The following is an 11086-nucleotide window of genomic DNA, read 5'->3' as shown; positions in this document are numbered from 1 at the left end:
AAAATCTTTGACAGACCCGTTCTTCATACCGTATACTTGCATTAACAGATCCCGCCCGCGCCTCTTAACAATGCGAAACTGGGCGGGCCATTTTATTTTCAGGGGTGCTTAATGTGGACGGAAACCATGAAACAAATTTAAAGCCTCCTGCGACTTATACTGAAATGCTCGATAAATTCAAAGATCGTGGCCTGATCATTCAAGATGAGATTAAAGCCGTAGGGATACTAAAACGAATCAATTATTACCGTTTAACAGGTTATTTGCTTCCTTACAAATTGGACGAAAATCAGTACAGGGAAGGGACGACTTTCGAAAACATTGTAGACCTGTATCATTTCGATATGCGTTTACGGTCTCTTTTGTTGGACATCTTTGAATATGTAGAAATAAGTATGCGCTCATTGATTTCATATCATCTTGCTCATAAATACGGTGTGGAATGTTACAACGAACCTGTAAATTTTTCTTTTCGAAAGTCCATTGATTACGATAAGTTTATCTCCAAATTGTACGAAGAACTGGATCGAAGCAAAGAAATATTTGTTTCACATCATAAGCACAACTATCGCCAAAGATATCCTATCTGGGTTGCGGTTGAAGTGCTTTCGTTCTCCAGTTTATCCATTTTGTACACTAATATGAAACCAGAAGATAAACGGGTGATTTGTAAACAATTTGGCTTGAAGACGAACAAGCTTATGGATAGCTGGTTGCATTCCTTATGTATTCTGCGAAATCGATGCGCTCATTTTTCCAGAATATACGATACCAAGCTGACTCATCAAGTGGCTCTTACTTTCGACGCTCAAAAATTAAAGATCAAGCCAAATACGCTATTTGGGGCAATCTTCACTTTAAAGTACCTTGTTCAAGACCAGACCACGTGGAGTAGTTGGATTACAGAGTTGAATTCGCTGCTCGATCACTATAATCATGTGTGTGAATTATACAGAATAGGTTTCCCAGAAGATTGGGAAAACTATCTCCGCTCCATCCCAACAGATACTTCTTATACATAATGTGTTTTGACATGCGTATTTGGTAGTAGCAAACAGCTGATAATACTCGGAAAAAGGGTCGCATAAGGAAAGGAAAAGTGCCCGAATGCCTGACAGAAGTAGGCTTTCGGACACTTCGGTACATTGTGGGCCACCGCGTATACCACACTGGCTGCGTGGACTTCAAAACTGGACTAGGGCTCAACTTTAGTGGGATACGCCGTTTAGTCTCCGTCTGGGGCTAGCGGAAGAAGACAATCAGACTAGCCTAAAGCGTAGTGGGTGACTTAGCAGCGCTCTAGGCGAATACTTCATAAGTCACTACACCCGTAGAAGCTTATGTGGCGATATCTTCGGACAGGGGTTCAAATCCCCTCGCCTCACCAATACTCTCAAAGAGGACGTCTTCACGTCTGTTCCAACCTGCGCCGAAATGCCGTCGATATTGATTTGTGCTGCCAACAGCGTATAAACAGCCTGTTTGGTTACGAGCTGGATCTGGACATCGATTCCATTGCCTTTGACGGACTGAATGGATTCCTCGGTGAGGGATTTCGCCGGGGTTTTATCACAAGACCGCGAGATATTTCTGTTAAAGCATCGATAATAAATGAGCCGGTACTTTTTTCATGTTGAATAAGTCTAAATTGAGCGATAATCGGTCAAGGGCAGCTTTTTTGTCGATTGTATAGTAAAGGAATGTATTCATATAATTAGAGCATGTGGTCGCGATAAGTTAATTCGATCACAAAATTAGTCAGAGGAGATTGTATGATATCATTCAATTTAGTTTTGGTGGCTGTATTGATCCTGGCAACTGCATTTTTCGTTGCGACTGAGTTTGCGATTGTAAAACTGCGTCCGAGCCGTGTTAATCAACTTGTGCTTGAAGGAAGAAAAAATGCGCTGGCTGTTCAAAAAGTAACGAGTAATCTGGATGGATACTTGTCAGCTTGCCAGTTGGGTATTACGATAACAGCTTTAGGCTTGGGTTGGCTTGGCAAACCAACGGTAGAAAAATTGCTGTATCCGCTTCTTGAGCCTGTATTGCCGAGCGGAGTGGTTTCGGTTATTTCATTCGTGATTGCCTTTTCTTTTATTACTTTTTTGCATGTTGTTATCGGCGAATTAGCTCCTAAGACGATAGCGATTCAAAAAGCGGAAGCTACCACGCTATTACTTGCAAAACCGATTATTTGGTTTTATAAGATCATGTATCCATTTATTTGGCTATTGAACGGTTCAGGCAACCGTGTAGTAGGATGGCTTGGCTTTAAGCCCGCCAAAGAGCATGAAGAAGCCCATTCGGAAGAAGAATTGCGAATTATTTTAGAGGACAGCTATAACAGTGGGAAGATCAATAAATCGGAATATGGTTTTGTTAACAAAATTTTCACCTTCGATGATTTGTTGGCGAGAGAAGTAATGATTCCACGAACCGATATGGTTTGCTTATATGTTGAGAACACGCTGGAAGATAATTTGAAAGTGATGAAAGACGAACAGTACACTCGTTATCCTGTTGTCAGTGGAAATAAAGATAATGTGATTGGGGTAGTAAATGCCAAGCAACTTTTTATGCAATATATGAATCATGAGCAGTTTGACCTTACATCCATCATACGTCCAGCTCTTACTGTTTCGGAGACAATGCCTATTAAAGAGCTCTTGAAGAAAATGCAAAAAAAAACGTATACACCTCGCTATTCTGATAGATGAGTACGGCGGGACGTCCGGTATGATCACCATTGAGGATATTCTCGAGGAGATCGTTGGCGAGATTCGAGATGAATTTGATGATGAAGAAGTCAATGATGTGGAGCTTATCGGGGAAAATACTTATGTTATAGACGGTAAAGTATCCATGACTCACATCAATGAGCTATTCCAGAAGTCTATCGAGAGTGAAGGGATCGATACACTGGGAGGATGGCTAAACAACCGCGATCCAGAAATAAAAAAAGGATCTGCATGGCAGTTCGATGATTTAACCTTTACGGTCCTAGAAAAAGAGAAACATCGAATTCGCAGGGTTCAAATAACTCAAGTGACCAATGCGAATGGTTAACACGAGAAGGCGAGGCTCAATACTTCATGAGCCTCGCATCTTTTATGTTGAAATGGACGGCGAGAAGACGCAAAAGTATCGCGGCGTTTACTTCCGATTCACCAGCTTATCGATTGAGCCGCCCGTCATAATGATCTGAATGGCGGTGCCGAAAATTTCAGCCATGCTCAAGATCGTAAATTTAGGGTTGTCCTCTAGTTGATGATGAATCGTATCCGTAACGATGACTTGCCGAATGTAGGGATTATCGCTTAATTGGTTGATGCAGTCGTCAGAGAATAGGCCGTGTGATGCGCAGAGATAGGAAGGAAGTGCGCCATTTTGATGCAGCTCGTTGACCACGTTCAACACGGTTGCCCCCGTATCGATAATGTCATCCACGATGATGGGGGTTAGCCCTTCAACATCTCCAACGAGTTGAAGCTTCTTGGCTTCATGCGGATGGGACTGGCCTTTGATCAGCATGGCGAAAGGGGCGTTCAACCGGTTGGCCAGCCTTTCTGCCATTTTGGCGCGTCCCGCATCGGGAGACACCACGATCGGGTTAGGTATAGCAAGGTTCTCGATGTGATGGATCATGAGATCGAGTGCGGTCAAATGGTCGACAGGAATATGGAAAAATCCTTCAATTGCATCTGAATTGAGATCAACCGTAATGATGCGTTGCGCCCCTACCTTAGTGAGGACATCGGCAAATAGCTTCGCGGAAATCGGCTGGCGGGGCGCTTTTTTTCTGGCTTGTCTGGCGTAGCCGAAGTAAGGGATCATCAGATGAATGGTTTTGGCCGATGCCCGTTTGGCAGCGTCAATCATGACCATCAGCTCAACCAAATTTTCATTAACCGGATGTGAAAGGGAATGGACAATGAAAATGTCATGGTTGCGGATAGACTCCTGATAACGCACATAAATTTCGCCGCTTTTGAAGCGGGATATTTCTACTTGTCCAAGCTCCATGTTCAAATAACTGCAGATGGCTTCGGCCAATGGTCTGTTCGAAGTTCCTGAGAAAATTTTCATATGTTCCATGTCTGCCTCCATTGTTTAAGTTGCTTTTCATCCGTGCAATTACAATAGTTGTATTATACCCTATCTATAGGGGTTCGCACTAGATGGTCGTGAATCAAGCAGCATCGTCTTTACAATAGACGCTTATCTGGCTACAAAGTCATTCCTGAAACGGATTGGATACGAATCTGCATATGGAACGTAAATATGGAGTGGGGGCTTGTGCTCTCACAATATAATGAGATGTTGGGAGAACGGTGTATGAAAACGCATGTATTACAACCGAACATTTTCAAATTTGCTTCTAAACAAATGATCGGGAGAATGGAATCATGATTACTGCTGTAGTTCTCTTTTTTCTGGCTGGCTTGGCGGAGATAGGCGGGGGATACTTGATGCAATATGTGAATTTTTTATTTGAACCAAAATAAGAAGCTCATGTATAAAAATGGAGGTGTTTATATGCAAATAGGAACAGTTAAATGGTTTAACGCCGAAAAAGGCTTTGGTTTTATCGAAGTGGAGGGCGGCGACGATGTCTTCGTACACTTTAGCGCCATCACAGGCGACGGTTTTAAGTCGCTGGATGAAGGCCAACGCGTTGAGTTCAACGTGGTCCAAGGCAATCGCGGCCAGCAGGCTGAGAATGTCGTAAAACTGTAAGAAATTCTATGCCCCCCAAACTGCGGTTTGGGGCTTTTTGTACAAAGCGAAGTGGCATTGCGTTGAGAAGATACAATTTTAAGGGGGAGATCCGTTGCTCAGTTCTTGGAAAAGACCACTGGAGAATTTGCCTGAAGAAATGACGGCCATTTGGTCCTGTACGCAAGAAGGATGTAATGGTTGGATCAGGGCAAGCTACTCGTTTGAAGAAAACCCTGTATGTGTACAGTGTAAGTCGCCCATGGCCAGCAGCGAAAAACTCCTGCCGAAATTAATCTCGTCGGATCAACAAGTAAAGCTTCACAGGAAGAACCAACAAAAGAGTTCCACGTGAGCAAGCTCCAGAAGCGCGCTCACTTGTGAGACAGTTCGCTTGATGAACATCCAGCGAATTTAGGCGGTGCGGGGGGAATATTCCCTGCACTGCCTTTTCTATAAACAGAGGCGCCGTGCAAGGTGTTTTTTTTGTTTCACCATACATTCATTCAGATAAAATTTGGATGCCTGGAATCGACCCAATTGCGTGGATTGTCTGCTATAATAAACATCGAAAGTCAGGACACCTCCATACATAACCACCAACCATTACCAGTGGTTATGACTGACAAGATTGAAGGAGGTTTCGATGATGATAACGGTACGCAATACGGATGGTCAGGAACTAACTCCATGTTTGCCGCATCGGGCTTGGCGTGAAGTGAACCGAAGCCGTGCTGTCTGGATCGACGAGCAGACCATCCAACTTTTGTACAACCCCTTACGATTCCGGGATTATCGCAAGGCTGCATTAAGAAGAGATCGCTACACCTGTATGTGGTGCGGAGAACCCGCCACGACCGTGGACCATATTGTCCCTTCAAGCAAAGGCGGTTCCGATCTTCCTCACAACTTGCTTGCTTCCTGCAGCGAATGCAATTCGAGGCGAGGAAACCGCTCAGCGTTCGGATATTTGAAAGAAAACGCACAGACCGTGCCGAATCTTCTCCAGATCGGTTGGCGTATCGTTAAAGCCAGATATAGCCATCGTCGGATAAGCTAAGGACGAATTGCGTTATTTGAGCACCTATTTGGGTGCTCTTTTTTTGACGGCCGAAACTGACAGTTGTCATTTGCACGCCAATTTAGTTAACTTTAGATAGCAGCAGATATGGATGGAGGGGATAGTAATGGCTAGACATACGGCAAAAGGAAAAAGATTTGAGGGACTTATAGAACGAGCAGATAAGGCTTTGGATAATGGTTATTGCATCGAAGCCTCAACCATATATTACGCTATATTAGAAGAAAGACTCATATCCGTATTAACGAAATTTGGGTGCACGATAGATCGGTGGCAAAAAATGCATTATTGTATTAATAAATTGAAGACGTTAACTGCAACGAATAGTCTTGCAAGGGCAGCATTTGATACATCGCTTCTAGACACAATGGATGCATGGAGAGATAGAAGGAACGAAGTTATTCATGATTTTGCCAAAATGGATATCCCGTACAATGATATCGAAGAATGGGCAAAAGAAGGAAAGAGTTTGCTCAGACAATTTAATGCGGCCGCAATGAGACTTAAAAAGCGGATATCTTAATTTTACTGAAATCTTGCTAAGGGATAGGGATTAGGACGTTTCTTAGGGAGTAGATATTGTTGTGAAAGGTTTTATTATGCACCAATTAGGAGCGGGTACACGTTGATCCAAATTTACAACAACCCCAAAGGCGAGGCTTACCACAAGCTGCTGGATTATGCGGCGAAGCATTCGCCGCTGTTTGTGCTGGCCGTGCGTCAGCAGCTGGCCCACAATGGTTCACACTATGAGGTTTTGGAGAAGCTTGCTCCTTACCTGGTGAAAAAAGTGAGGACGGATAATTCACTGCAGCACCAACTTAGCATCGCGTATTCTCCGAATGACTGGCTTTACTTCTATGCATGTCATGAAGCCTCTATTGCAATTCTCAAGTCTTTTTCCAATTCCTTGCTGGATTGGCAGCATCCCCGCTTGCCGGAAGATCTATGCTTTCTGGATCATGAGGAGCAAGATTGGCTCATTACTATTGCTCACGAAGGTATCATGAGATTACTTGTAACGGAAGATGAGGCCGAGAGGTTATCCGCGGAGATTCAAGGACTTTTTCTCAAAGGGCAGTTCAATCAAGAGCTGGATAAATTGTTGGCCGATGCTGAATGGCATCAGGCGGAATACCTGGACATTTCCGGTTATGGCATCAAGACAATCCCGGAGCAGCTATGTCGGGTACGCAGTCTGAAATCATTAAAGCTGTTTGAACAGTACATTGACCATTTGCCAGATCGATTCTTCGATTTGACCCGATTAGAGAGTATTACCTTATGGACAACCAATATGCATAATCTCCCGAGCGCCATTCAACGGCTGCAGCGATTGAAGCATCTCGCGATTTATTGCGGATGTTATCATGATACGCCCGAAACTGGTGTTATAATTAGGAAGGAAGAGGTGCACTTCAATGAGCTCCCGACTGAAATAGGCGAGCTGCAGAGCCTGGAATCCTTGGATATTCAATATACCGCCCTGCGAGGGTTGCCTGAAACCTTGAAGCGATTGAAAAATCTGAGGCATCTTAACCTAACCAACAATATGATCCAAGCCAAACCCCCTGTATTAGATGAGATGATATACCTGGAAACTTGCATGTTGATGAAAAATGACGGATGAAATGGAGCGGCCTATGAAACTATTTAGCAGTGCAGACTTTAAGATTTCGCCCCCAGGGATAAGTGCAGTTGAAATCGTCACCATCGGAGGCGTCAGCCAGTCCCTCCTCATACAGACGGAAAAGCCGGGCAGCCCAGTGCTGCTCTTTATTCATGGAGGGCCCAGCATGCCTGTCCCCGGTGTCTCTAACCGTGGCTCCGATTATGCATTGGTCATGACAACCAAAGAATTAATCCGCAATTTTACTTTGGTTTTTTGGGATCAACGCGGCACGGGCCGATCTTATTCCAAGCATATTCCATCTGAGACGATGCATCTGAAGCAATTCATCCAGGACGGACTAGAGGTAACGGATTATTTAAGACAACGATTCCAGCAAGACAAAATCCATCTGGCAGCCCATTCATGGGGGAGCGTGATAGGCTTGTCTCTCGCGTATAAGTATCCAGAGAGGTACATGTCCTACACCGCATTCTCTCAGATTACAAGCTGGGTTGAGAACGACAAGCTCAGCTACAAGCGGCTGTTGCAGGTTGCAGAAGAAACGAATAATCGAAAATTACTAAAGGAACTAGTCGAAGTAGGGGAACCCCCTTATGTGGAAAGTTTTGAACAGTGGGCGGTTATACGGAAATGGCAATTCAGGAACAAGTCCATGTTTTATGACGCGGGGGACAATCAGTCAGCTACGTACTTTTCGATCTTCAAAATTATGCTGCGTTCCCCGGACTATTCCCTCAAGGATATCTATAATTCACTTGTACGCGGGTTTAAGCTATCCTATACGGCACAAATGATTGATGATATCAATACGTTTGATTTTTTCAAGGATGTGCCTGCCTTGCAAATGCCAGTCATGTTCATCCATGGGAGTAAAGAAAAGCACGTGATGCCGGAATTGCTCATTCGTTATGTGGAGAAGTTGGATGCGCCGAAGGGAAAGAAGCTTTATTGGTCGGATAAATCGTCGCATACTTTTCATATAGAGGATGCCAGAGAAAATGAGCAAAGGGTCATTCAGCACTTGCAGGAGAGCGTTTCACGTTTATAGGAAATCTTTATTATGAAACCTTCCTCCTGCAAAAGAGGTACTATATAGTAAACCCCAATATAGCAGGAGGTTGAGCATGGGAATATTGGCGAGGTTCAAGGAGATTATGGCGAGCAATATACACGCTCTGTTGAATAAGACGGGGGACCCGGAGAAAGAAATCGCTGACTACACGCGGACAGTGAGCGGCGATTTGGGCAAGGTGAAGGCGGAGATGGCCTCCATAGCAGCCAATGAGCGCAGGGCTAGGCGGGCTCTGAGCGAGTGCCAGGGTGAAATCGACAAGCTGCAGCGCTACGCAGAGAAAGCGGTAGAAGCCGGCAATGATCGGGAAGCGATGAGGTTTCTGGAGATGAAGGCAGCGCAGGCCGGGAAGCTTCCTGAGCTTCGGGATGCGCTGGACAAAGCGGCTGTCGACGTTTCCAACCTGAAGCGGATGCAGGACAAACTGGCGTCGGAGCTCAGTCAACTGGAGGAGCTGAAGGTGAGGCTGGCGGCCGCGAAGGCGCAGCAGAAGGCCAATGCGAGGGGTTCAGCCACAAGCGGTACCGATTCGGCATTCACAGCATTGGAGGCCAAGGTGAACCAGGCGTATGATGAAGCGATGGCCATTGCCGAGCTCCGAAAGGAGACGACGGATGATCTGGATGAACTGTTGGCTCCTTACGAGGAGAAGGCGGACAGTCCCAATCCTGAACAGGAATTGGCTGCAATCAAAGAAAAGATGAAGAATAGGCAATAGCGGTCTCTTCATCAGGAGAGGTGAAATCGATGCCAGTCATGGAGTATAAGTGCTCTGGCTGCGGCAGCAGCATGGTATTTGACAGCAATACAGGGATGCTTCACTGCGAGAGCTGTGGAAGCCAAGAGAATGTCGAGAGCATTCCCGATCCCTTGAAGAAGAGCACCTTCACAGAGGGTGAGGCCAACGAATATCACTGCAAGAGCTGCGGAGCGGTTATTATTACGGAAGCGGAGACGACTGCGACGGCCTGCAGCTTCTGCGGCTCGGCCGTTGTGCTTGGGGATCGGCTGACCGGGAAGCTGGCTCCGGCGAAGATCATTCCCTTCTCAATCAGCAAGGATGAGGCGATACAAGCATTTCGAAAGTGGTGCAGGAACGGACGGTTGACGCCTAGCGGCTTTATGACCGCGAATCGGATTCAGAGCATCACCGGTATCTATGTCCCGTTCTGGTTGTATGACTTGGATAATCAGATTGAGGTCCATGCTCGCGGAACCAGAGTAAGAACTTACACGAAGGGCGACTATCGGATTACGGAAACACAACATTACGATATATATCGGCAGATCCGCTTGAATTATGTCAAAGTGCCGATTGACGCGGCAGAGAAGATGAACGATGAATTGATGGATAAGCTGGAGCCGTTTCCTTACGATCAACTGAAAAACTTTAAGACACCCTATTTGGCCGGCTACATTGCGGAAAAGTACAGTCATGACGAAGAGGAGCTTCTGCCTCGAGCCAAGCAGAAAATCAGCCAATTTATCGATGCTTATATCAAATCTACGATGAAAGGGTATACCACTGTTACGAATACGAATAAGCAAGTCGATACTCGCATGAAGCAAGCGGAGTATGTGCTGCTTCCGGTTTGGGCGGTGCATTATGACTATAATAGAAAAACATACACATTTGCCATGAACGGTCAGACGGGCAAGGTCGTTGGCAAGCCTCCGATTAGCAAAGCTAAGGTGGCTGCATGGTTTGGAAGCATTTCAGGGGTCTCTCTCCTCTCACTCAAGCTGATTTCATGGGCGATGGGAGGAGGATTCTGGTGATCAGGAAGCGAACGATGGCAGCTGTGTTCATTTGGATAGCCGTATTACTGGCGGTTCCCGGGATGCTGCTGACAGGGGAAGCGGAGGAAGCAACCAGCAAGCGTCTTGTTTACGATGAAGCGGGATTGCTGAATGAGACGGAAGTACAAGAGCTTACCCAATTAGCTAGCGATTACGGGGCGCGAAGAGAAACAGACATTCTTATATTTACTACCCGGAATCCCGACAACATCGATGTGATGAAGCTGACTCAGGATTTTTACGATGCGCATGCGCCCGGTTACGACAAGCCTCATGGCAATGCCGTCCTATTGACAATGGATATGCGGAACAGAGAGGTGTACCTGGCCGGGTTTTATAACGCGAAGACATACCTGGATGAAGACAGGCTCGACCGCATACGGAACAAGATCACCCCTGATTTGTCAGCCGGCAATTATGCTCGCGCTTTCCAGACGTATGTGACAACCTCGTATAAATATATGGGAATCCGTCCGGGGGTTAATCCGGACAATCCATTATTTAACGGATGGATCCAATTAGCCGCTTCTCTGGGCGTTGCAGGAATCGTTGTAGGCATTATGCTCTATCATTCCGGCGGACGTGTAACGGTCAACCGGCGAACTTACGAGGATACGGGCCGGTCTGGTGTGACGGCCAAGCGGGATCAGTATATACGAACAACGACGACAAGGAGCAAAATTCCCAAAAACAATGGACGCGGCGGCTCAGGCGGAGGAGGCGGCAGGACCGGAGGCGGTCACTCGCATAGCGGAAGTCGCGGGTCATTTTAACAGGAAGG

Annotated in this window: 11 protein-coding genes and 1 pseudogene; 11 read left to right on the top strand and 1 reads right to left on the bottom strand. The window is 45.9% G+C overall.

Annotation, left to right across the window (positions count from 1 at the left end; all coding sequences use genetic code 11):
- Positions 1-113: 113 nt before the first annotated feature.
- Both XYCOK13_RS18050 and XYCOK13_RS18045 read left to right on the top strand, forming a co-directional pair.
- Positions 114-1022 (top strand): Abi family protein, encoded by a 909-nt coding sequence (locus XYCOK13_RS18050; RefSeq protein ID WP_213413642.1) that lies wholly within the window; start codon positions 114-116, stop codon positions 1020-1022.
- Between the two features lie 750 nt (positions 1023-1772).
- Positions 1773-3069, top strand: a pseudogene (locus XYCOK13_RS18045) (hemolysin family protein).
- Between the two features lie 87 nt (positions 3070-3156).
- On the opposite strand, the gene XYCOK13_RS18040 reads toward XYCOK13_RS18045, so the two are convergent.
- Positions 3157-4098 (bottom strand): ribose-phosphate diphosphokinase, encoded by a 942-nt coding sequence (locus XYCOK13_RS18040; protein WP_244865248.1) that lies wholly within the window; start codon positions 4096-4098, stop codon positions 3157-3159.
- Between the two features lie 441 nt (positions 4099-4539).
- Here XYCOK13_RS18040 and XYCOK13_RS18035 point away from each other — a divergent pair, with 441 nt between their 5' ends.
- The 9 genes from XYCOK13_RS18035 to XYCOK13_RS17995 all read left to right on the top strand — a co-directional run bounded on the left by XYCOK13_RS18035 (position 4540) and on the right by XYCOK13_RS17995 (position 11078).
- Positions 4540-4740, top strand: coding sequence for a cold-shock protein (locus tag XYCOK13_RS18035; RefSeq protein ID WP_213413640.1), 201 nt, complete (start codon positions 4540-4542; stop codon positions 4738-4740).
- A gap of 94 nt (positions 4741-4834) precedes the next feature.
- The gene (locus XYCOK13_RS18030; protein WP_213413639.1) at positions 4835-5074 is read left to right on the top strand and encodes a cold-shock protein; all 240 of its coding nucleotides are present in this window, start codon (positions 4835-4837) and stop codon (positions 5072-5074) included.
- A 291-nt stretch (positions 5075-5365) separates the two neighbouring features.
- Positions 5366-5779, top strand: a complete 414-nt coding sequence (locus XYCOK13_RS18025; RefSeq protein ID WP_213413638.1) for an HNH endonuclease — start codon at positions 5366-5368, stop codon at positions 5777-5779.
- A 127-nt stretch (positions 5780-5906) separates the two neighbouring features.
- On the top strand, positions 5907-6323 hold the full coding sequence (locus XYCOK13_RS18020; RefSeq protein WP_213413637.1) for a hypothetical protein: 417 nt from the start codon (positions 5907-5909) through the stop codon (positions 6321-6323).
- A 102-nt stretch (positions 6324-6425) separates the two neighbouring features.
- Positions 6426-7430, top strand: coding sequence for a leucine-rich repeat domain-containing protein (locus XYCOK13_RS18015; protein WP_213413636.1), 1005 nt, complete (start codon positions 6426-6428; stop codon positions 7428-7430).
- A gap of 13 nt (positions 7431-7443) precedes the next feature.
- Entirely contained in the window at positions 7444-8481 is a 1038-nt protein-coding gene (locus XYCOK13_RS18010; protein ID WP_213413635.1) for an alpha/beta fold hydrolase, read from the top strand.
- A gap of 76 nt (positions 8482-8557) precedes the next feature.
- Complete coding sequence (locus XYCOK13_RS18005; protein WP_213413634.1) at positions 8558-9223, top strand: PspA/IM30 family protein; 666 nt, start codon at positions 8558-8560, stop codon at positions 9221-9223.
- A gap of 29 nt (positions 9224-9252) precedes the next feature.
- Positions 9253-10284, top strand: a complete 1032-nt coding sequence (locus tag XYCOK13_RS18000) for a TFIIB-type zinc ribbon-containing protein (RefSeq protein WP_213413633.1) — start codon at positions 9253-9255, stop codon at positions 10282-10284.
- Positions 10281-11078: a TPM domain-containing protein gene (locus tag XYCOK13_RS17995; RefSeq protein WP_244865247.1), complete on the top strand. Its 798-nt coding sequence runs from the start codon at positions 10281-10283 to the stop codon at positions 11076-11078. Before XYCOK13_RS18000 ends, XYCOK13_RS17995 begins: the two co-directional genes overlap by 4 nt.
- Positions 11079-11086: the final 8 nt, after the last annotated feature.

The organism is Xylanibacillus composti (genome assembly GCF_018403685.1).
Taxonomy (GTDB): Bacteria; Bacillota; Bacilli; order Paenibacillales; family K13; genus Xylanibacillus; species Xylanibacillus composti.
This window is presented reverse-complemented; position numbering and strand designations above follow the sequence as displayed.

Bases quoted from the DNA above. Each gene is read 5' to 3' on its own strand.
- XYCOK13_RS18040 (WP_244865248.1), bottom strand. From the start codon at position 4,098: ATGGAACATATGAAAATTTTCTCAGGAACTTCGAACAGACCATTGGCC.
- XYCOK13_RS18035 (WP_213413640.1), top strand. From the start codon at position 4,540: ATGCAAATAGGAACAGTTAAATGGTTTAACGCCGAAAAAGGCTTTGGT.
- XYCOK13_RS18025 (WP_213413638.1), top strand. From the start codon at position 5,366: ATGATGATAACGGTACGCAATACGGATGGTCAGGAACTAACTCCATGT.
- XYCOK13_RS18020 (WP_213413637.1), top strand. From the start codon at position 5,907: ATGGCTAGACATACGGCAAAAGGAAAAAGATTTGAGGGACTTATAGAA.
- XYCOK13_RS18010 (WP_213413635.1), top strand. From the start codon at position 7,444: ATGAAACTATTTAGCAGTGCAGACTTTAAGATTTCGCCCCCAGGGATA.
- XYCOK13_RS18005 (WP_213413634.1), top strand. From the start codon at position 8,558: ATGGGAATATTGGCGAGGTTCAAGGAGATTATGGCGAGCAATATACAC.
- XYCOK13_RS18000 (WP_213413633.1), top strand. From the start codon at position 9,253: ATGCCAGTCATGGAGTATAAGTGCTCTGGCTGCGGCAGCAGCATGGTA.